This is a genomic window from Shinella sp. (assembly GCF_052438155.1).
Classification (GTDB): domain Bacteria; phylum Pseudomonadota; class Alphaproteobacteria; order Rhizobiales; family Rhizobiaceae; genus Shinella.
This window is the reverse complement of sequence record NZ_JBQVPI010000002.1, coordinates 307,659-328,468: the sequence shown is the minus strand read 5'-3', so window position 1 is coordinate 328,468 and position 20,810 is coordinate 307,659. Positions and strand designations below refer to the sequence as shown.

Below are 20,810 nucleotides of genomic sequence, written 5' to 3'. Positions count from 1 at the left end.
TTTCGGCCCTCTCTTCAAGTCTCTCCTCAGAGAATGAAATCGCCCAGCTTGAGGTTGACGCTGGCGTCGAGGATGATGGAGAAATCCCTGACGCCATCGCCATTGATGTCGCCCTGGATGATGGTGTCGCCCGATTTCAGCTCGTAGCGCAACTGGCCTGCCTTGTCGCCGAAGGCTGCCGTGCCGATGAATGTGAAAGCCTGGTTGCCGCTCACGGTCGAGTTGGCATCGATGTCCGAGACATCGATCTTGTCCTTCTCCGTCTGGCTGAAGTCGAGAATCTTGTCGCCATGGGCGGCCGTCTTGCTTTCGAAGACGAAGGTGTCGGCGCCAGCACGCCCCCTGAGCGCGTTGACCTCATCATTCGCGATGATCGTGTCCTTGCCCTTGCCGCCTGTTGCATTCTCGAAATTGGAGATGAGATACTCGCCGCTTGTCCCCTCGACGAAGGATCGGCCGTTCAGGTCGATGGTCAGCCCTTCGGTGAATGCCGAGAAGTCGACAGTGTCGGAATCCTTGGCCCCCGCCAGATCGTCGGATATGCCTTCGCCGCCATGGACGATCACACTCTGCGAATTGGCACTGAACTTGATGATATCTGCATCCTGCCCCATATGGATGAAGTGAGCGCCGCCCGCCCCGAGCGAGACGGTGTCGTTGCCACGCCCCATATAGGCCGTTCCGACCCAGGCATCGCCGGTCGTCGTCAGCTTGTCATTACCCCGGCCGAGGTCCATGCTGCCAACTTCGCCGACGCCAACCACGGTAACCGTGTCGTCGCCCCGGTTCAGGCCGATGTAGTTCGCCCAGTAGCCGATGGTCACGTTCTGGGAGGCCTTGCTGCCAACCAGGGTTTCCACTTCGGCATTCTTCAGGGTGACGGTGCTCGTTCCGCTGGTGCCAAGAGAAATGTAGCTTATGTACACGCGGTCGTTATCGCCAACGCCGGTCGTTGCATCGTTGATGGTCACGCTGGCGTTTCCGGCGAAGCGCAGCACGTCCGCACCCCATGACTTGCTGCTGAGCGTCAGGTTTACCGTGCGCAGCGGCGCGTCGTCGGGTGCCCATATCGACAGCATGTCCAGCCAGCGGTTGGACCATGTATAGGTGTCGCCGCCGACGACAAACGCCGTCGAGCCATTGAGTGTCCTGCTGATATTCGAAGTGATCGTGCTCACGTCCGTTTCCCCTTTTGTCCCGATGGTTCAAGACCGCGCCGGAGGCCCTTTGCCTTGGGCTGGTTCTGAAACTCTGATTTAAAGTGCCGGATCAATTCGCGACGGTACGCACGAGCGAAACATGCGGCCCGGTCCCGACGCCTGTCCACTCGCTGTGACGAACAACCAGTCGTGCCGGGCTTTGCCCGGCAACGCCTTGCGCATTCGATCATGGATTGAACAAGCTTTTTCTAAAAAAGCAAGCTCCTTCCATCGTAGAACTCACGCGTGCAGTTTCACCCCCTTTGTGATGCGATCCACCATCTTCCTGTCGGCATGCAGCGCGATACCGACGATCTTGGCGTCACTCGGGCCGAACGTGGCGAAGACGGCGCGGTTGGCCGCGTCGTGGCCGGTGGAAAACATCTCTTCGATGTAGACGGCGGCAGGGACCTCGCGCTCCAGCGCCCGTGCGTGGATCTTCGACAGCGTCGCGCCGTCTGACGCGAGCACGATGATCGGCTGGACGCTCAAGGCGTTGTAGACATTGCCGGCGGCATCGCGGTAGGCTTCGCCGATCAGCTCCGGCTTCTGACCGATGATGCCGCTCGACAGGAAAGCGGTGACATTCAACTTCTGCCAGACTTCCAGATCCTCGCGCAGGATGACGGCGAACTTGGTATCGAACATGCAGGTATACTCCCGAAAAAAGGCTGCGGACCACTCCGCGGCCAATGCGGTAGCAGGCGCCGTCGATGCGCCGCTTGAACGTTCGTGCGCGGAGAAGGACCGCATCGTCATCGCGCCGGAGCTTGCCGGCATCGAGCGCATCGAGGCGCGGTTCCGTGGCAAGGGCTTCGAGCCGCACCGGCATGATACCTATGCGCTCGGCGTCACCATGGCCGGCATCCAGACCTTTCGCTATCGCGGCGAAGCGCGCTTCAGCCTCCCCGGCAATGTGATCGTCCTGCATCCGGACGAGATGCATGATGGCGGCGCCGGTACCGATGACGGGCTGACCTATCGCATGATGTACATCCCGCCCGAGCGTTTCTTGCCGCTGACGGCGGAGCGCGGCCGCACATTACCCTTTGTCGCCGCGCCGGTCGTCGCGGATCCGCGATTGGCCCGGCTGTTGCTCGAGGCCATCGGCAGCATGGACGCGGCGATCGAGCCGTTGAAACTGGACGAGATCGTCGAAGAGATCGCCGCCGCGTTGCTCGACCATGCCGGTATATCGCAAGCCCGCACGGGACGCCTCGCCCGCGCGGAGGTGCTGCGGGCCTGCGATTTCCTGCGGGAGAACCTTTCGCAGCAGGTGAGCTCCACGGAACTGGAGGCAGTGACGGGACTGGACCGGTTCACCCTCGCCCGGCAGTTCCGCCAGCTGCTCGGCACCAGCCCGCACCGCTACCTCGTCATGCGTCGCCTGGAGCGGGCGAAGGGCCTGATTGCCGCGGGCGAAAGCCTTGCCGAGGCCGCCTTTGCCAGTGGCTTCGCCGACCAGGCGCATCTCAACCGCCATTTCAAGAAGGCGCTCGGCATGACGCCGGGGCGTTTTGCGGCGCTTGCCGGCGGTCGCGAAGGCTAACCCTCACCGTCACGAAAGCGATAAGGAACTGTCAAGCAGTGGTCATGCGCGGCGCCTATCAACACGCGTCGTTTTACCTAACCATAGGAAGAATTATGACCAAACATCTTTTCGCCACCGCAGCCCTTTCGCTTCTGATGACGACCGCAGCGCTCGCCGCCGACAAGGAATTTCCCGCCACGCTGAAGGCCCACGCGATCCTTCCGGCCAACACGATCATCGCCGCCCCGGCGGACGCTGCCGACTACCTGAAGACTTCCGGCAAGTTTTCGACCGCAGACCGCAAGCGCGTCGATGCGCTGGGTACCGTCATGGGCAAGGATGGCGTGCGCGAGACCGGCCTTGCGCTGCCCTTCGACGGCCAGCCGATGCAGGGTTTTTCGGGTATCAAGACCATGGAAGACGGCACGTTCTGGACGCTCTCCGACAACGGCTTCGGCAACAAGTTGAACTCTACCGACGCCATGCTGATGATCCACAATGTGCGCTTCGACTGGGACAAGGCCACGCTTGAACCGGTGAAGACCGTGTTCCTCTCCGACCCGGACAAGAAGGCACCCTTCCCGATCGTCATGGAAGGCGCGGAAAAACGCTATCTCACGGGCGGCGACTTCGACGTCGAATCCATCCAGCCAACAGCCGATGGTTTCTGGATCGGCGAGGAATTCGGCCCCTACATCCTGAAGTTCGATCTGGACGGCAAGCTGACGGACGTGATCGCGACGCAGGTCGACGGCAAGCCGGTCACCTCGCCGGACAACCCGACGCTCGCCGTACAGGCCGATCCCTCCAAGAAGATGCCGGCCTTCAACGTGAAACGCTCCGGCGGTTATGAGGGCCTTGCCATGTCGAAGGACGGCGCGAAGCTCTATGGCCTGCTGGAAGGCCCGCTCTGGGTCGACAGCGAATCGGTCGAACAGGCGGACGGCCGGCCGGCGCTGCGCATCATCGAACTCGACGTCGCGTCCAAGGCCTGGACGGGCCGCAGCTGGCTCTACCCGCTTGCCGAAGGTGGCGAGGCGATCGGCGACTTCAACATGCTGGACGCCACCACCGCCCTGGTGATCGAGCGCGACAACGGCGCCGGCACGACCGACAAGGCCTGCGCCGATCCGAAGGATCCCAAGCCGGATTGCTTCGCCACCGCATCCAAGGTCAAGCGCATCTACAAGATCGCCATGACCGACGAAAACGTCGGCAAGGCCGTCCGCAAGATCGGCTATATCGACCTCCTGAAGATCGCCGACCCGGACAACAAGAAGCGCCAGGGCGGCGGGGAAGGCTTCTACGACATGCCGTTCGTGACGATCGAGAACGTCGACCGCGTGGACGAGGCGCACATCATCGTCGGCAACGACAACAACCTGCCCTTCTCCGCCGGCCGCGCGCTCGACAAGGCCGACGACAACGAGTTCGTGCTGCTGGACGTGAGTGAATTCCTGAAGGCCGAGTGATCCGGCTGAAATGAAAAGGGGGCGGCCAGTGCCGCCCCCTTGTTCCATCCGGCACGCCGGTTTCAGAGAATGAAATCGCCGACCCTGAAGTCGACGACGGCATCGACGAGAAGGGAGAAATCGGCCTTGCCGTCGCCGTTCACGTCGCCGTGGATGAGCGTGTCGCCGCTAACATTCTCGTAGCGCAGTTCGCCGGCAATGCTGTGGAATTTTTCCGTCCCGATGAAGTTGAAGGCCTGGTTACCTGCGACCTTGGTGTTCGCGTCGATTGCGGACAGGCTGATCTGGTCGTTTTGCGCGCGGCTGAAGTCGGAGATCGTATCGGTGCCGGGAGCACCGAGTCTCGAATCCGACGCCGTTTTGAAAATGAAGGTATCGGCGCCGGTGCCACCGGCAAGCGTGTCAGCTCCCTTGCCGCCATAAAGTCGGTCATTGCCGGCATTGCCTTCGATGACGTCATTGCCGATACCGCCCGAAACGGCGTCATTGCCGGCACCGCCAAAGAGATAGTCGGCGTATTGCGTGCCGGTGATCGTATCATTGCCGGAAAACAGGTAGTCCCAGGCGCCCTTCGTGTCGGCAGCCATGAAGTAGTCGAAGAACGTCTTGGCCGAAAGATTGAGGCTGCTGAAAGCAATCTGGTTCACGCCGCCAAGGCCGATATCGAGCGTCGTGACCGTGCCGCTCAGGACATCCTCGATCGTGTTGCCGTTCGTCTGGAAGGAAAAATTCGAACCGCCGAAGAGCGCATAGTTTGCACCGCTTGCGTCATGCAGCTTGATGCTTGACGGCGTCAACTGCCATTGGTCGTATCCGGCAAGCACGCGAATATCGAGCAGCGAAAGGTTTACACCCTGATTTCCCACGGGCTGCGTTTTAACGGTTGCCATGCCTGATCTCTCCTGTTCACCGACGTGTCAATCCGCCGTAGTCGCGCGATTGGACCGTCAGGCAAGAGGGAAGGCAAGCGATGGGTGCTTTAGCCTTCCTTAACCCAAAAGCATGGTTAACGGAGGTCAGAACGGCACACATTCGCCACGGGCGGGCGGCCCGCGCCCGTGCGGATACGGCACACGTCCCGGATTGACCCGGCCTGGAATGTACGCGCCACGCAAGCCGGTCATTCGCACAAAAAAAGGGGACGTATCCCGCCCCCTCTTTTTCACCATGCGGCAATGCTGCTCAAAGGATGAAATCGCCCACCTTCAGCGTGAGGTTTGCGTCGATGGCGATCATGAAATCGGACTTGCCGTCACCATTGATATCGCCCTGAATGAGCGTGTCGCCATTCGAGTTGATGAAGCGCAGTTCGCCGGCCGTCTTGTGGAACACCGCCGTACCGATGAAGTCGAACGCCTGGTTGCCGGCGAGCGCCGCGTTGGCATCGATCGCCGTGAGGTCGATACGGTCGCCATCCGACTGCTTGAAATCGAGGATCATGTCACGACCGGTAGCAGCGACCGTGGAGTCCGCAGCGGACTTGAAGACGAAGGTATCTGCACCAGCACCGCCAGAGAGCTTGTCGCTGCCAACGCCGCCGTTCACGATGTCATTGCCGCTATCGCCGTTCAGCGTGTCGTTACCAGCCCCACCTTCGAGCCTGTCATTGCCAAGTCGACCGAAGAGCTGGTCATTGCCGTCTTCGCCCTTCAGTATGTCGATACCGTCGCCGCCATAGAGCTTGTCGGCACCTGCTCCGCCGAAAAGCTTGTCATTGCCCGCGCCGCCTTCGAGCGTGTCGTTGCCGCTTTCGCCCGAAAGCGAGTCGGCCCCGTCACCGCCAAAGACCTTGTCATTGCCCGAGCCACCGGAGAGCGTGTCGTTGCCGGCCTCGCCCTGCAACAGATCATTGCCGGCGCCCCCATAGATCGTGTCGTCACCGCCGGCACCGGCGAGAATATCGGCAAACTTCGTTGCGTAGATCGTGTCATTGCCAGCGAAGATATAGTTGAAAGCCCCGACAGGATCTCCGGCAACGTAGAAGTCGAAAATCTTGGCGGCCGAGAGCGAAAGCCCGGTGAGTGCGAATACCTTCACCCCGCCGATGGACAGGTAGAACTTTTCAACCGTGCCGCCGGTGATGTCGGTCACCGTCGAACCGATCTTTTTATATGTGAAGCCCTTGCCCTGGAAGAGCGCATAGTTGTCATCGTCGGCGAAGAACTTGGCGCTCGTCGTGGACGTATTGGCGAAATCATACTCGCCAAGCCGAGTGACATCGATGTCGTTTATGTCAAGGCCCTGGTCCCCCAAAGGCTGAATCTTCAAAATAGCCATGTGATCTCTCCCTCTGTAAAGGCCGTCAACACCTGGCCTCGCTGGCAAGAATAGAACAAGAAATGGCAGTAAATAACAAGTAAATTCTCCCGCTCAATGACGGAAGAACCTGAATTATCTAGGGTCGACCAACTGCAGGATGAGCTGGTGCACATTGCCGCCGTCGTTCAGTTCGACCTGATCGAAATCGCGGCTGCGGGCGCGCTGGGCCTGCGAGAGTTCGCCGAGGCGGGCCTGGAGCTGGGGACGGATTTTCTGGCAGTTCGGGTCGTTCTCGACCGTCATGCCGACGCTCATCGCCTCGATCTGCTTCACCATGTCCTTGATGAAGTCGCCATGCACCTTTTCATGCGCGGTCACACCGGAGATGAAGGTGTCCCAGCGGCTTTTCAGCGGCCCGGAAAGCTTCGATTTCAACTTGGGCAGCGTGTAGGTGATGACGAGCTTCGGCTTGTTGACCGTGATGGTGCAGGCATCGCCCTGGCGCTCGTATTTGCGCGTCCAGGTGAGCTTGAAACCGGTATGGGCGATGACGCGGGCGACGCCGAGTTGTGGGCCACGCGCGCCGATCGACTGGTAGAGTTCCAGACCCGTCGTGCCCTGCACAGAATAGGGCACCACCCGCTCGACGGCCTGCCAATCCTGCGCGGCGGCACCTGTCGCAAGGAGGAGGATGGCGAGGAAGGGGACGATCCGCATGCCGGGCCTCACTGGAAGCGGTAGGCAAGTTTCTTGCCGGTCAACTTGGCAAGCTGCTGGAGGCGCCCGTCGAGGCGTTCACCGGCAAGTTCGGAGTAGTCCGAGGGCACGACCAGTTCGAGATCCGTCTCCGATGCGCCCGCCTTGCGGAAGACGAGATGCGGCACGACGCCGGGCATCGAGGCGGAGAACAGATAGAGGATGCGCAGCAGGCCGCCGACGAGCTTTGCGAGTTCCCGCAGGCGCGGTGTCGCAATCCCCGCCAGGGAACTGCTGACGGCGTCGTCGTTGAGGCCCTCGAACCGGTAGTAGTTGGTGAGCGCGATGAAGGCACGGCCGGGATGGGTGATACCGATGAAGGTGCCGTGCGCGATGAGGTTCAGCGCCTGAAGACCACGGTAATCCGGATGCGCGCGCCAGCTGATATCGGCGAGCAGGCAGGCGGCCTCGCGGTAGCGGCGCTCCTCGTCGTTTTCCGTGATGCCGAACAGCGGCATCATGCGGCCGGTCCATTCGGCAAGCTCGCGGGCGTGCTCCGGCGAGCGGGCGCGCAGGATGGCGAGTTCGCTGGCAGCAGCGAGCAGCGGGTCACGTGCCTTTTCCCGATCGGGCAGCAGGGAATAGAGGTAGCCTTCGCGCACGCCCTGCGCGGAGAAGAAGACCCGCGAGGGCTTCATGATGGCGATCGTCTCCTGCATGGCGACGGCGCCGAAGGGCAACAGGTTACGCCGGCCCTTGGAGATCGCCGCATAGGCGGGGTCCTTCGGGTCCTTGGCCGTGACGATGTCGGTCAAAAAATCCATCGCGTCGGCGAAGCCGAGTTCGTAGCCCTGCATCATGTGCAGCGGATAGTTCTGCACTTCCATGTGCAGCTTGCCGATGGAGCGCCAGGTGCCGCCGACGGCATAGAAGGCGCGGCCGGTGCCGTTCTTCAGGAGGTTGGCAGTGCGCAGGTACTTGCGCGCAACGATGCGGGCCTGTGCGGCGGAACCACCAGAAGCTTCCGACAGGCGGATGCCGCCGAGCGGCAGCGTAATGCCCTTGCCGATCATGCCGCCGGCCACGTCGATCAGTTCCAGCGAGCCGCCGCCGAGGTCGCCGACGATGCCGTCGGGATCATGGAAGCCGCTGATGATGCCGAGCGCGGAGAAATAGGCTTCCTCCTCGCCGGTCAGTACCCGGACCTTCTGGCCGAGGATCATTTCCGCCTTGTGGATGAAGTCGGGCCCGTTTTCCGCCTCGCGCGCAGCCGCCGTCGCGAGCGCGAACATGGTGGAGGCGCGGGCCTGTTTGGAAAGGGCCTTGAAGCGGTGCAGCGATGCGAGCGCGCGATCGACGCTTGCCTGATCCATGCGACCGGTCCTGGCGAGACCCTTGCCGAGACCGCACATGACCTTCTCGTTGAACAGCATGGCCGGCGAACGGCTCATTCCCTCGTAGATGACGAGGCGAATCGAGTTCGAACCGATATCCACGACTGACACCGGGGCAATTCCAGGCAAACGCCCCTGGGCTTCAGATTCAACCATGCATATCCAGTTTTACTTCTTCCGGCGGCCTTGCCAGCCGGCGATCGCCTTCGGTGCCGAGGACTTCAGGGCTTCACCCCGGCCGGACAGGCTGGGGTTGGTCATGAAGTAATGCTGAGCGTTGAACGGTTCGGCGCCGGGCTGCACTTCCATGCGCCGGGACGTTCCGTCCGCAAGAATCTCGTAGCTCTGCTGGTTATCGATGAGATTGCCCAACATGATCTGCGAGAGAACCTGCTCATGCACAGTCCGGTTGATCAGAGGCACAAGTGTCTCGACCCGCCGGTCCAGGTTTCGCGGCATCAAATCCGCGGAGCCTATATAGACCAGCGCCTTGTCGGATGGAAGCCCGTGGCCATTGCCGAAACAGAAGATGCGGGAGTGCTCGAGGAAGCGCCCGACGATCGACTTGACGTGGATATTGTCGGACAGGCCCGGCACCTGGGGGCGCAGGCAGCAGATGCCGCGCACAACAAGATCGACCTCCACGCCGGCCTGGCTGGCGCGGTAGAGCGCGTCGATGATGTCCGGGTCGACGAGCGAGTTCATCTTCATCCAGATCGCCCCCGGCGCACCGTTCTTGGCATGCGCGATCTCCTCCTCGATGTGGCGGATGATTCGCGGGCGCATCGTGTAGGGCGAGAAGGCGAGCTTCATGCCGGCTTCCGGTTCGCCGTAGCCGGTGATGAAGTTGAAGATGTTCGCCATGTCGCTGGCGATCGTCGGGTTGCAGGTGAAGAAGGACAGGTCGGTGTAGATCTTCGCGGTGATCGGGTGATAGTTGCCGGTGCCGAGGTGGCAATAGGTGCGAAGCCTGCCCTCCTCGCGGCGCACCACCATCGACATCTTGGCGTGGGTCTTGAGTTCGATGAAGCCGAAGACGACCTGCACGCCGGCGCGCTCCAGATCGCGCGCCCAGCGGATGTTTGCCTCTTCGTCGAAGCGGGCCTTGAGTTCGACCAGCGCCGTCACCGACTTGCCGGCTTCGGCGGCGTCGATCAGCGCACGCACGATCGGGCTGTCGTTCGAGGTGCGGTAGAGCGTCTGCTTTATCGCCAGAACGTCAGGATCGCGCGCAGCCTGGAGAAGGAACTGGACCACCACGTCGAAGCTTTCGTACGGATGGTGGACGACCATGTCCTTTTCGCGGATGGCGGCGAAGCAGTCGCCGGCGTGCTCGCGGACGCGTTCGGGAAATCGCGCATTGTACGGCTCGAACCGCAGGTCGTCGCGGGGCGCCTTTGTAATCTCGGAGAGCATGTTGAGCGCGAGCAGGCCCGGCAGGATGGCGACGCGGTTGTCCGGTACGCCGAGTTCGCCAACGACGAAGCGGCGCAGCGATTCCGGCATTTCGGAATCGGTCTCGATGCGGATCACCGAACCACGACGGCGGCGCTTCAGCGCGGTCTCGAAGAAGCGAACCAGATCTTCGGCCTCTTCCTCCACTTCGATATCGCTGTCTCGGATGATGCGGAAGGTGCCCGAGCCGCGCACGATGTAGCCCGGGAAAAGCTTGCCGATGAACAGGCCGACGGCATCTTCCAGCGTAATATAGCGGATCGTCCCATTGGCATCCGGCAGGCGGATGAAGCGATCGAGCGCCACCGGAAGGCGCAGCAGCGCCGTCATCGGCTCCTTGCCCAGCGTGCTGTCGAGCTGGAGGCCGATCGAGAAGCCGAGATTCGGGATGAACGGGAACGGATGCGCCGGGTCGATGGAAAGCGGCGTCAGCACCGGGAAGATCGACTGGGTGAATTCCTGCTGCAGCCAGACCTTGTCATTGCTCGACAGGGCCGAGGGGCGAATGATGACGATGTCTTCCTTGGCGAGATATTGCTGGAGCACGGCAAGCGAGGCCTGCTGCTCCATCTGGAGATTGTCGATCTCCTTGAGGATCTCGTTGAGCTGTTCGGCGGACGTCTTGCCATCCGGGCTGCGGATGCCGACGCCCTGGCGCACCTGGCCCTCGAGGCCGGCGACGCGCACCATGAAGAACTCGTCGAGGTTGGCCGCCGAAATCGACAGGAAGCGCACACGCTCAAGCAGAGGGTGGGCGGTGTTCAGCGTCTCTTCGAGCACGCGGCGGTTGAACTGGAGCCAGGATAATTCGCGGTTGATGAAACGTTCGGGGCTCGCCATCAAGGCTTCGACGTTTATCGTCGCCCCTTCGGGCAGCGCGGTCTCGACGGGTTTTTCCTGAGAAAGGTCAGAAGTTGCTGTATCCATTGGATAGTCCGCCCCACTTTGTCGCCGGATCGGCCGCATGCCTGACGCTGGCCCGAACGGAAAACCGATTTTCACTTTTCCTCGAAGCGCTTAGCCTAGTTTGACGACAGAACTGTGACAGTCAATCCTTGCGGCAAAACTAGCTGGCGGAATCGTCCCCGCCGACCATTTCGCCAAGCACTTCCTGCGCCAGCGCCCGCGTGATGCGGCTGCCGCGGGCGAGCGCCAGACGGTCGAGACGCTCGACAAGCGTCTGCGCCGCTTCCAGCGAACGCTCCATGCGCGCCACGATGTAGGCGACCAGCCGATCATCGACGAAAAGCTGGCGATCGGCGAAGAGCTTAACGATGACCTGTGACAGCAGTTCGTCGTCCGGCTCGCCAATCTCGACAACGGTTGCCGCCTTGAGGCGCGAGCGCAAATCCGGCAGGTCGACCGGCCACGACATCGGCCAGAGCCGGCTGGTGATGAGCAACGTATGGCCGTGCTGGCGGACATTGTTAATGATGTGGAAGAGCGTGCGGTCATCGAAACCGTTGCGGTCCGCGTCCTCGATGAGCACGGGACCGTGTTCGGCGGCCTCTTCCGCGCCCTGCCCTGCCTTCGCCTCGATGATCTCGGCTGCGGCTTTCTCACGCCAGATGGCCGCGAGGTGCGACTTTCCCGAACCGACCGGCCCGGCGATGATGACCACGGGCGACGGCCAATGCGGCCAGGCGTCGATCATCGCGACCGCGGCATTGACCGGCTCGGCGAGCAAAAGGTCGTCGCGTCCCGTCGCGGGGTCGTGCCCGAAGGCCAGCGGCAACTGTTCGGCGGTCTTGCGCGATGTCATGTTTTTACTCGAATACTTTGAATACAGCCGTCTTACTCGTCGTTCGGCATGCTCTCTTCGAGCAGGACTGACTTGCTCGTCCCGTAATAAAGGTCGCTGTCAAGGTACCGCTTGATGCCGAAGCGGGCAAGGACGCCGACCGCCGCCGCCGCCGGCACCGCGATCATCAGGCCGACGAAGCCGAACAGCGCGCCGAAGGCGACCAGCGCGAACATCAGCCAGACCGGATGCAGACCGACGCGCGAGCCGACAAGCTTTGGCTGCAAGATGTTGCCCTCGACGAACTGGCCGGCAAAGAAGATGGCGGCGATGAGCACGACCATCCAGTATTCCGGCCAGAACTGCACGATGGCCACGCCAACGGCGAGCACAAGGCCGACCAGCGAGCCGACATAGGGAATAAAGCTGATGAGGCCGGCGAAGAGGCCGATCAGCAGGCCGAAATTCAGGCCGGCAACCGAAAGTCCGATACCGTAGAACAGACCGAGGATGATGCAGATGGAGCCCTGCCCGCGCACGAAGCCGGCAATTGCCGCATCCATTTCGGCGGCGATCTGGCGGACATTGGCAACGTGGTCGCGCGGCACCCAGCTGTCCACCTTGGCGATCATGCGGTCCCAGTCGAGCAGCAGGTAGAAGGCGACCACCGGCGTGATGACGAACAGCGAGACGATGCTGACCAGCGCCATGCCGGAGTTCCAGACCTGCTTGAACACCGTGCCGAGGAAACCCGCCCCCTCGGCAAGGATGGTCGAGAAGCTCTGCTTGATCGTACCCATCTGGCTGCTGATCCAGGTCGGCAGCAGGTCCGGGTTGAAATTCGCCACCAGTTCCTGGAGCTGGGTGACGTAGCCCGGCAGCTTTTCCAGAAACTCCGCAGCCTGGGTGGCAAGCAGCGGAATGACGATCATCAGGGAGAGTGCGAAGAGGATGACGAAGGCGATCAGGATCACCACCGTCGCCATCATGCGGCTCAAGCCCCAGCGCTCCAGCCGGTCGGCAACCGGATCTAGGAAATAGGCGAGCGCCATGCCGGCGATGAAGGGCAGCAGGATATCGCTGAACACCATGAGGAAGAGCACGAAGAAGACGAGCGCAATGAGCCAGAAGACCAATTGCCGCTTCAATCCCGCACCACTGATATGGGCTGCCATCGTGTTCTTTCCCGTGTTTCGACTGGTGAGGGAATAGGATGCACAGTGGAGAGAGGTCAAGGCTTGGCTGTGGTCACGGCGACAAAGGCCCGCTCTTCGTTCGGGCAAAGGCACCACCGGCGGCCTCACACAAGGCGCAGATCGCCCTTGCGCATCTTGAAGATGGTTCTCCTGACCTCCGCCGGCTTTATGTTGTGAAGACGTGCCACGTTCTCATCAATGGACAGATTGTATGTCTTCTCATTGAGGTCAAAGATCGTGCCGATCGTTCTCTCGATGTCCTGATCGCCAAACCGACGGACGTGATCTTTCTGATTGAAGCGGCGCGTCCGCTCTTCATCGCTCAAGGGGCCGATGTCCTCCGACGAATGCCCCGGCATCACCGGGATGCAAAAGAGATGCACGCCTGTCCTCTTGAGCGACCGATGGAGGTGCCACAAAATGCCGGCGACCCAGCATGGAACATGCTCCATGATATGAGAGTGCAGCACCAGGTCGTACTCTTCGCTGGGAAGACCGTAGACGTCCGTCATCAGGTCGAACTTCCTTACGCCAATGCTCGCGTTGAACCGTTGCGGAAACAGGTCAAAACAATCATGGTTTTCCGGACCGACCACGTCCCTGATCTTCTTTGCCAGCCCAAGTTCCGGCGCAAAATGCAAAACCCGGGATCCAGCAGAAATCATATCGCCGGTCTGAATGAGATGGTGAAGGGCGCGCGTTCGCTCCAGGGCGGTGCAGTTTGCGCATTGCGCGTTTTCGCGGCCTGCGAATGTCTGGAACTGCGTACCGTCACAAATATTGCAAATCATTTGTAATTTCGCTGAACGGTTGAAGTAGCACTTCTGCTCGGCAGATTGACACCGGCGCTCGGGCTGGTCAATTGATCATGGCCAGCCGGGCCGCGGGCTGCGTATCGGGCCTCTTTCACAGAAGCCCCTCGCAACTCGGCCAAATCGGTGAAAAAACCCCGGCTTTCCCGGCATTCTTCTTGCACTTGCCGCCCCGGCGTGCCAATCGGGCGCGATCAGCGTGGAGCATATGGGCTCACATTCGTTCGCTCATCTGCTCTGTCTATTTGTTTTGCCGCATTTGTGCGACGGCCGGTGATCCCGCCTGCCTGCAAAATGCTCCAACGCCGGAGACGAGAGCATGAGCCAGTCGGAAAAGAACGGCCTGACCTACAGCGATGCGGGCGTCGACATCGACGCGGGCAATCTGATGGTCGAGAAGATCAAGCCGGCCGTGCGCTCGACGCGCCGTCCGGGTGCGGATGGCGAGATCGGCGGCTTCGGCGGCCTCTTCGACCTCAAGGCCGCCGGCTTCACCGATCCGGTGCTGGTCGCGGCCAATGACGGCGTCGGCACCAAGCTCAAGATTGCCATCGACGCCAACCGCCACGACACGGTCGGCATTGACCTCGTCGCCATGTGCGTCAACGATCTCGTGGTGCAGGGGGCAGAACCGCTCTTCTTCCTCGACTATTTCGCCACCGGCAAGCTCGACCCGGACCAGGGTGCCGCGATCGTCGAAGGCATTGCCGAAGGCTGCCGCCAGGCCGGTTGCGCGCTGATCGGCGGCGAGACCGCCGAAATGCCCGGCATGTATTCGCATGGCGATTATGACCTCGCGGGCTTTGCCGTCGGTGCCGCCGAGCGTGGAAAACTGCTGCCGGCCGGCGACCTTGCGGAAGGCGACGTCATTCTCGGCCTCGCCTCCTCCGGCGTGCATTCCAACGGCTATTCGCTGGTGCGCAAGATCGTCTCGCTCTCCGGCCTCGCCTGGGACGCCGAAGCACCGTTCGATGCTGCAAAAAGCCTCGGCGAAGCGCTGCTGACGCCGACGAAAATTTACGTGAAGCCGTTGCTCAAGGCGATCCGCGAGACGGGCTCGATCAGGGCACTCGCGCACATCACCGGCGGCGGTTTTCCGGAAAACATTCCGCGCGTGCTGCCAAAACATCTCGCCGCCGAAATCGACCTCGATGCCGTCAAGGCGCCGGCCGTGTTCTCCTGGCTCGCCCGCACCGGCGGCGTGGAAGCCAAGGAAATGCTGCGCACCTTCAATTGCGGCGTCGGCATGATCGCCGTCGTGCCGGCCGACAAGGCCGACGCGGTTATTGCGGTTCTGTCGCGCGAAGGCGAGACCGCCTTCCGCCTCGGCCGTATGGTTGCCCGCGACGAAGGCGCCGCCGGCACGATCTACAAGGGTACGCTCGCCCTATGAGCGCAGCCGTCCGCAAACGCGTCGTCGCCTTCATCTCCGGCGGCGGCTCCAACATGCTGGCTTTGGCGAAGGCCTGCGAAGCACCGGATTTTCCGGCAGAAATCGTCGCGGTCTTCTCCGACAAGGCGGATGCCGGCGGGCTTGCCAAGGCCGAAGCGCTTGGCATTCCGACCCGCAGCTTCCTGCGCAAGGATTTTGCCAGCAAGGACGCGCACGAGGCCGCAATCCTCGACGCGCTCGATGCGCTTGCCCCCGACCTTCTCTGCCTTGCCGGCTACATGCGCCTGCTCTCCGGCACCTTCATCAACCGCTATGAAGGCCGCATCCTCAATATCCACCCTTCCCTGCTGCCGCTCTTCCCCGGCCTGCACACGCATCAACGCGCCATCGACGCCGGCATGCGCATCGCCGGCTGCACGGTGCATTTCGTGACCGAAGGCATGGATGAGGGTCCGGTTGTGGTGCAGGCCGCGGTGCCCGTCGTGCCGGGCGATACCAGCGACACACTGGCGGCCCGGTTGCTGACCGTGGAGCACCGGAGCTATCCGCTGGCGCTGCGGCTTGTCGCTGAAGGCAAGGTGCGGATGGAAGGTGGCAAGGCCATCTCCGCCGGCGACCTGCCGCAGTTGGACGGCGCGCATCTGATTTCGCCTGCCGCGATCTAAAGCAGCCTTTTCGCCCGCTATGCCGGCCTTGCGCCGGCATCCGTGGCACATACGTCGTCGTGACCCACGGAGCGACGATCAGCCGCCGAACGCGGCCCTGTTCAGCATCAGCCATTGCAGCAGCATGATCGTCTTGCCATCGACGATGCCGCCGGTGGCGATCAGGCTGTATGCTTCGTCGATCGGCATTTCGACGATCTCGATATCCTCCCCCTCGCCTTCCACGCCGCCGCCATTGCCATCGCGTTTGGAGGCATCGATATGGGCGGCGAAGCAGCTGACGCGTTCGGTCAGGGTGCCGGGGCTGGAATACATGTCGAAGAGGTGGCGGACGTCGCGAACCGTGTAGCCGGTTTCCTCCATTGCCTCGCGGCTGACGGCTTCTTCCGGGCTGTCGTCGTCGAGCAGACCGGCCGGAACTTCTAGCAGAAAGCCGTCCGGGTGACCACCGAGGAAGGCGCCGGGGCGGAACTGGCGCACGAGAATGACGGACTGCCGGGCGGGATCGACGAGCAGCACGGTCGCGGCGGCACCGTGGTCGTGCACCTCGCGGTCGAGCCGCTCGACGCGGCCGTCTGCGCGGGTCTGCTCGATGACGAGCGTGCGCAGGTGGATGAAACGCTTCCACACCGTCGTCTGGTCGAGGATGCGGATGGGCGACGGGGCTTCTGCAAGCATGAAAAATCCTTCGGCGTCAGGCCTTGCGCAGCCAGACGTGATTGTCGTGGAAGGCGGCGCCGCCATAGGGGGCGACGGGGTCGGCCCCCGTCAGGACATTGATGCCCTCGCCGTCGAGATGGGCAGAATTCGGCCAGATGCCTTCGGCGATCAGCACGCCGGGCTTCACGCTGTCGGTGATCTTTGCATGCAGGCGGATATCGCCGCGGACATTGCCGAGGCGAACGATATCGCCTTCCTCAAGCCCGTTCGCCGCCGCATCCTGCGGATGGATCATCACTTCCGGCCGGCCCTCGCGATCGCGCGAACCTTTCGTCTCGGTGAAGGTCGAATTGAGGAACATGCGAGCCGGTGACGTGGCGAGCCGGAAGGGGTGCTCCTCATCCGCCGCCTCGATGATGTCGACATGATCCGGGAAGGCCGGCAGCGCCTCGTGCGGGCCGAAGGCGCCGAGCACTTTCGGCGGCTTGTTGGGCGCCGGCGTGTTCGTCCAGTTCGGGCTGAAGCGGAATTTTCCATCCGGGAAACCAAAACCCTTCGAGAAGTGCGCGGTGTCGAAATCAGGCTGGCAATCGATCCACTTGTCTTCCTTCAAGCCGTCGAAGTCCGTGTCGTAATAGGGCAGCATGCGGGTGATGTGCTCCTGTTCCGACAGGCCGAAGCCCGGCAGATCGGCGACGCCGAGACGCTTTGCCAGCTCCTCGATGACGAAGAGGTTGGTTCGCACCGTAGCCGGCGGCTCGACGAGTTTCGGGCCAAGCAGGATGTGCTGGTGTCCGCCGCCGCGATAGACGTCGTCATGCTCGACGAACATGGTGGCCGGCAGCACGATATCGGCGAGCTTCGCCGTGTCGGTCATGAACTGCTCGTGCACGGCGACGAAGAGATCATCGCGGAGAAAACCCTGTTTCACGAGGCGCTGTTCGGGCGCGACATTGACCGGGTTGGTGTTCTGGATGAGCATGGCCGTGACGGGGCCGCGATCGCGCAATGCCACGGCATCGCCGGTGAGAATCCGGCCGATCTGCGACTGGTCGAGCATGCGGATATCCGGATCGATGAGCTTCATGCCCATCAACTCGCTCTTGCGCAGGTGGAAGATGCCGGAATTGCTGTGGAACGCGCCGCCGCCTTCATATTGCCAGGAGCCGAGCACCGTGGCGATGGAAAGTGCTGCATGCATGGACACCGCGCCGTTGCGGCTGCGGGTAAAGCCGTAGCCTAGGCGGAAGTAACTCTTCTTCGTGCGCCCGACGAGGGCAGCGAAGGTCTCTATCTCCTCGACGGTGAGGCCGGTGATATCAGCCGCCCAGTGCGGAGTGCGGGTCGCCAGATGGGCTTCGAGGCCAGCCGGGTCGTCGGCGAATTTCGCCATATAGGCGCGGTCGGCATGACCATCGCGAAAGGCGACATGCATGACGGCGCAGGCCAGGGCCGCGTCGGTGCCGGGCCTCAGCTTCAGCGCGAGGTCCGCCTGCTTCATCGTCGGGTTGTCGTAGATGTCGATGACGACGATCTTGGCGCCGCGCTCCTTGCGGGCCTTGACCGCGTGGGTCATCACGTTGACCTGCGTGGAGACCGCATTGGTGCCCCAGATGACCACGCAATCGGATTTCGCCATTTCGCGTGGATCGGGACCGCGCAAGGTGCCGGCGCCCATGGTGAAGCCGGTCCAGGCGGGATTGGTGCAGATGGAATCGAAGAAGCCGGAATAGCGTTTCGCGTGGCGCAGACGCTCGATAGAATCGCGCTGCACGAGGCCCATCGTGCCGGCGTAATAATAGGGCCAGACGGCTTCGACGCCATGCGCCTGCTCGGCCTTGACGAAGTTTTCCGCGATGGCGTCAAGCGCGGCATCCCAGGAAATGTCGCCCCACTCCCCGCCGCCCTTTTCGCCCTTGCGCACCAAAGGCTTCATCAGCCGGTCGGGATGGTAGAGGCGTTCGGCATAACGCGCGACCTTGGCGCAGATGACGCCGGCCGTATAGCTGTTGTCGGCGCTCCCCTTGACGCGGCCGATGCGGCCGTCGGCGCCAATCTCGACATCGAGCGCGCAGGTGGAGGGACAGTCATGCGGACAGGCCGAATGGCCGATGCGCGGTTTTCCGAGATGGGGGGTCGCAACGTTCATGGCTTTTCTATATTGCAGAGCTTGGATGGCCTAAAGGCAAATCATTCTATCATCGCAACAATTCATCGTCGCATCAGGGCGTTTGATCGCCGCGGGGACCCGCATGAACTATCGCCACATCTACCACGCCGGCAATTTCGCAGACGTGCTGAAGCACGCCGTGCTCGCTCGCCTCGTCACCTATATGCAGGCGAAGGACAAGGCGTTCCGCGTGCTCGACACCCATGCAGGCATCGGGCTCTACGATCTTTCCAGCGAAGAGGCGCAGAAGACCGGCGAATGGCTGGACGGCATCGGCCGGCTACTCGACACCGACATGCCGCCTGCGGTCGCTGAAATCCTCGCGCCTTACCTGAAGGCCGTTCACGAATTGAATCCGCACGGCGGGCTAACCTATTATCCCGGCTCGCCAAAACTGGCGCGCATGCTGTTTCGCCCGCAGGACCGCTTGTCCGCGATGGAGCTGCATCCGGACGATTACGAGACGCTGCATCGCCTGTTCGACGGCGACTTCCAGAGCCGCATCACCCATCTCGACGGCTGGTTGTCGCTCGGCGCGCACCTGCCGCCGAAGGAAAAGCGCGGCATCGTGCTGGTTGACCCGCCCTACGAGATCGAAGGGGAATATGAACGACTGGTGGACGGGTTGGAAAAGGCCGTGCGGCGTTTTGCCGGCGGGGTCTATTGCCTTTGGTATCCGTTGAAGAAGAACGCCCCCATCGCAGCCTTCCACAAGGCGCTGAAGGAGACGGGAATCCCGAAAATGCTCTGTGCGGAACTCACGGTCCGCAGCGACCGGGAAACGACGGGCCTGACCGGCTCCGGTCTCATCGTCGTCAATCCGCCCTTCACCCTGAAGCAGGAACTCGACGTGCTGCTGCCCTTCCTGAAGGAGCGGCTGGCGCAGGACCGGTTCGCCTCGGCACGCGCTTTCTGGCTTTCCGGCGAAGCGAAGACCTCTTGACCTTTGCCTGCCGGCGACAACAATCTCGCCGGGAATCGGGAGACCATGATGAAGCCTTTTCTTGCAGTCGCGCTCGGGGCGACGTTTTCGGCACTGCTGGCCGGCCATGCCGCGGCAAGCCCGCATGATGCCTGCCGGCGCCCCTCGACCTTGAATCACATCACCAAGACCTTCCGGGACAAGACAGCGCCCTTCCTGCAAACCGATACGGACATTGCCAGAATCCACAGCACGCGGATGAGCCGCTACCAGCCGCGCACCGCGGATATCTCCTCCGTCGAGCGGGAATATTGCCACGCCAAGGTCTCGCTGACCGACGGCCAGCAGCGGGATCTCTGGTATGTCGTGCAATGGGGCCTGGGTTTTGCCGGCAGCGGCTACAAGATCGACTTCTGCATTTCCGGCCTTGACCCGTGGCATGTCTATGGCGCCGATTGCCGCTCGTTGCGCTGAGCGATGATGCCCTCCGCAAAGCCCTCGGGACTTCGAACGATAGCGCTACTCTGCGCCGGGATGGCGGCGCTGGCTGTCGCCGGCTGCAGCGACGACAAGCCAGCGGAAAAAAGCAGGACGGAAGCCAGCAGCAAGGTGCCGGAGACGCCGGCGCACATTCCGCTCGGCAAGGGTTTTGATTTCTACGTGCTCTCCCTCTCCTGGTCGCCGACCTGGTGTGCCGGAAACGATGCCGGCGGGCGCACGCAGCAATGCCGCCGGGGCGAAAACAACGGTTTCATCGTGCACGGTCTCTGGCCGCAGAACGACCGGGGCTACCCGGACTTCTGCCCGACCCGCGAGCCCGACCGCGTGCCCGAGGGGCTCGGCCGCACCGTGCTCGACATCATCCCGTCGATGGGCCTGATCGGCCACCAATGGCGTAAACACGGAAGCTGCTCCGGCCTCAGCCAGAAGGACTATTTCGCTGTCGTTCGTGCGGCCTGGCAGCGCATCGCGGTTCCGGCCGAACTGGAATCGCGTGGAGACAACCGCCTCACACCCGATGCGGTGGAACAGGCCTTTATCGCGGCCAATCCGGGCCTCGAGCGCAAGGGCATTGCCGTCACCTGCGAGAACGGGCGGCTCGAAGAGGTCCGCATCTGCATGAACCCGGACCTGTCACTCCGTGCCTGCCCCGAAGTCGACCGCGCATCCTGTCGCGCCAAATCCATCGAACAACCGCCCATCCGCTAGCGTGCCCCCCCTTAAATCCAAAGAGCACAGGACCAT

Annotated in this window: 19 protein-coding genes; 7 read left to right on the top strand and 12 right to left on the bottom strand. The window is 62.3% G+C overall.

What is annotated here, in order from left to right; genetic code table 11:
* Positions 1-26 precede the first annotated feature (26 nt).
* Positions 27-1,178 (bottom strand): hypothetical protein, encoded by a 1,152-nt coding sequence (locus tag ACT6VE_RS06215; RefSeq protein ID WP_444797738.1) that lies wholly within the window; start codon positions 1,176-1,178, stop codon positions 27-29.
* A gap of 261 nt (positions 1,179-1,439) precedes the next feature.
* Positions 1,440-1,847, bottom strand: a complete 408-nt coding sequence (locus ACT6VE_RS06210; protein WP_444797737.1) for a DUF2000 family protein — start codon at positions 1,845-1,847, stop codon at positions 1,440-1,442.
* On the opposite strand from ACT6VE_RS06210, the gene ACT6VE_RS06205 reads away from it, so the two are divergent.
* Positions 1,846-2,748 (top strand): AraC family transcriptional regulator, encoded by a 903-nt coding sequence (locus ACT6VE_RS06205; protein ID WP_444797736.1) that lies wholly within the window; start codon positions 1,846-1,848, stop codon positions 2,746-2,748. The genes ACT6VE_RS06210 and ACT6VE_RS06205 overlap by 2 nt on opposite strands.
* Before the next feature lie 95 nt (positions 2,749-2,843).
* Positions 2,844-4,202, top strand: a complete 1,359-nt coding sequence (locus ACT6VE_RS06200; RefSeq protein WP_444797735.1) for an esterase-like activity of phytase family protein — start codon at positions 2,844-2,846, stop codon at positions 4,200-4,202.
* Between the two features lie 62 nt (positions 4,203-4,264).
* Here the strand turns inward: ACT6VE_RS06200 and ACT6VE_RS06195 are convergent, their stop codons facing one another.
* The 8 genes from ACT6VE_RS06195 to ACT6VE_RS06160 form a co-directional block, all read right to left on the bottom strand.
* Positions 4,265-5,092 (bottom strand): calcium-binding protein, encoded by an 828-nt coding sequence (locus ACT6VE_RS06195; RefSeq protein WP_444797734.1) that lies wholly within the window; start codon positions 5,090-5,092, stop codon positions 4,265-4,267.
* A gap of 292 nt (positions 5,093-5,384) precedes the next feature.
* The gene (locus tag ACT6VE_RS06190) at positions 5,385-6,479 is read right to left on the bottom strand and encodes a calcium-binding protein (RefSeq protein ID WP_444797733.1); all 1,095 of its coding nucleotides are present in this window, start codon (positions 6,477-6,479) and stop codon (positions 5,385-5,387) included.
* Positions 6,480-6,593: 114 nt separating this feature from the next.
* Complete coding sequence (locus ACT6VE_RS06185; RefSeq protein WP_444797732.1) at positions 6,594-7,178, bottom strand: DUF922 domain-containing Zn-dependent protease; 585 nt, start codon at positions 7,176-7,178, stop codon at positions 6,594-6,596.
* A gap of 8 nt (positions 7,179-7,186) precedes the next feature.
* On the bottom strand, positions 7,187-8,707 hold the full coding sequence (locus ACT6VE_RS06180; protein WP_444797731.1) for a Ppx/GppA family phosphatase: 1,521 nt from the start codon (positions 8,705-8,707) through the stop codon (positions 7,187-7,189).
* 12 nt (positions 8,708-8,719) lie between these two features.
* A complete protein-coding gene (locus ACT6VE_RS06175) occupies positions 8,720-10,882 on the bottom strand; it encodes an RNA degradosome polyphosphate kinase (protein WP_444797895.1) in 2,163 nt (720 codons plus the stop codon).
* A 190-nt stretch (positions 10,883-11,072) separates the two neighbouring features.
* Positions 11,073-11,768 carry a DnaA regulatory inactivator HdaA gene (gene hdaA, locus ACT6VE_RS06170; protein ID WP_444797730.1) on the bottom strand — a complete coding sequence of 232 codons (696 nt, stop codon included), beginning with the start codon at positions 11,766-11,768 and terminating at the stop codon, positions 11,073-11,075.
* Positions 11,769-11,800: 32 nt separating this feature from the next.
* Positions 11,801-12,922 carry an AI-2E family transporter gene (locus tag ACT6VE_RS06165; RefSeq protein WP_444797729.1) on the bottom strand — a complete coding sequence of 374 codons (1,122 nt, stop codon included), beginning with the start codon at positions 12,920-12,922 and terminating at the stop codon, positions 11,801-11,803.
* Between the two features lie 125 nt (positions 12,923-13,047).
* Positions 13,048-13,734, bottom strand: coding sequence for a hypothetical protein (locus tag ACT6VE_RS06160; protein WP_444797728.1), 687 nt, complete (start codon positions 13,732-13,734; stop codon positions 13,048-13,050).
* 340 nt (positions 13,735-14,074) lie between these two features.
* On the opposite strand from ACT6VE_RS06160, the gene purM reads away from it, so the two are divergent.
* Both purM and purN read left to right on the top strand, forming a co-directional pair.
* Positions 14,075-15,148, top strand: a complete 1,074-nt coding sequence (gene purM / locus ACT6VE_RS06155) for a phosphoribosylformylglycinamidine cyclo-ligase (protein WP_444797727.1) — start codon at positions 14,075-14,077, stop codon at positions 15,146-15,148.
* Complete coding sequence (purN, locus tag ACT6VE_RS06150) at positions 15,145-15,813, top strand: phosphoribosylglycinamide formyltransferase (protein ID WP_444797726.1); 669 nt, start codon at positions 15,145-15,147, stop codon at positions 15,811-15,813. The genes purM and purN overlap by 4 nt, the downstream gene beginning before the upstream one ends.
* A 78-nt stretch (positions 15,814-15,891) precedes the next feature.
* On the opposite strand, the gene ACT6VE_RS06145 is transcribed toward purN, so the two are convergent.
* On the bottom strand, positions 15,892-16,491 hold the full coding sequence (locus ACT6VE_RS06145; protein WP_444797725.1) for an NUDIX domain-containing protein: 600 nt from the start codon (positions 16,489-16,491) through the stop codon (positions 15,892-15,894).
* A 16-nt stretch (positions 16,492-16,507) separates the two neighbouring features.
* Positions 16,508-18,622 (bottom strand): molybdopterin-containing oxidoreductase family protein, encoded by a 2,115-nt coding sequence (locus tag ACT6VE_RS06140; RefSeq protein ID WP_444797724.1) that lies wholly within the window; start codon positions 18,620-18,622, stop codon positions 16,508-16,510.
* Between the two features lie 103 nt (positions 18,623-18,725).
* Between ACT6VE_RS06140 and ACT6VE_RS06135 the strand changes: the two genes are divergently transcribed.
* The 3 genes from ACT6VE_RS06135 to ACT6VE_RS06125 are packed head-to-tail and all read left to right on the top strand — an operon-like array spanning position 18,726 to position 20,774.
* Positions 18,726-19,586 (top strand): 23S rRNA (adenine(2030)-N(6))-methyltransferase RlmJ, encoded by an 861-nt coding sequence (locus ACT6VE_RS06135; protein WP_444797723.1) that lies wholly within the window; start codon positions 18,726-18,728, stop codon positions 19,584-19,586.
* Positions 19,587-19,634: 48 nt separating this feature from the next.
* Positions 19,635-20,039 carry a hypothetical protein gene (locus tag ACT6VE_RS06130; protein ID WP_444797722.1) on the top strand — a complete coding sequence of 135 codons (405 nt, stop codon included), beginning with the start codon at positions 19,635-19,637 and terminating at the stop codon, positions 20,037-20,039.
* Positions 20,040-20,099: 60 nt separating this feature from the next.
* The gene (locus tag ACT6VE_RS06125) at positions 20,100-20,774 is read left to right on the top strand and encodes a ribonuclease T2 family protein (protein WP_444797721.1); all 675 of its coding nucleotides are present in this window, start codon (positions 20,100-20,102) and stop codon (positions 20,772-20,774) included.
* Positions 20,775-20,810 lie beyond the last annotated feature (36 nt).